We start from the raw sequence: 521 nt of genomic DNA on the forward strand, positions 1-521 counted from the left end.
GGGTTGTTGCAACAACAACGAACTCATCGGTCCCTTTAACCGGATATTTTATATGCCAGAGATTTCCATCAAGCTCTTTGTACTCAGTCTCTATATCCGAGAGAGCTGTTTCGCAGCGCGGGCACCAGTTGATAATCCTGTATCCCTGATATATCAGCCCTTCATTATAAAGTGTGACAAAAACTTTGCGGACTGCTTTAGATAATCCCTCATCAAGAGTGAATCTCTCCCTCTCCCAGTCAAGAGATGAGCCGAGCCGCCTGAGCTGCCCCTGTATCTGCCCCCCTGAATGCTCTTTCCATTCCCATACTCTCTTTTCAAAAGCCTCGCGCCCCAGGTCGTTTTTATTTTTACCCTCTGACGCAAGGAGCCTCTCCACAACATTCTGTGTAGCAATACCCGCATGGTCCGAACCAGGCATCCATAGAACAGACTTCCCTTTCATCCTCTGCCATCGCGCCAGGATATCCTGGAGAGTGTTATTCAGGGCATGCCCCATGTGAAGGTTACCCGTTACGTTA

At 48.8% G+C, this 521-nt stretch carries 1 protein-coding gene; it reads right to left on the minus strand.

Translation table 11 applies throughout. The annotated features are described in order from the left end of the window. On the minus strand, positions 1-499 hold a 499-nt coding region (locus E0765_RS06950; protein ID WP_255417876.1), incomplete at its 3' end, for a class I tRNA ligase family protein. Between the last annotated feature and the right edge of the window lie 22 nt (positions 500-521).

Source organism: Sulfuricurvum sp. IAE1, from assembly GCF_004347735.1.
In the GTDB taxonomy this organism is placed as follows: Bacteria; Campylobacterota; Campylobacteria; order Campylobacterales; family Sulfurimonadaceae; genus Sulfuricurvum.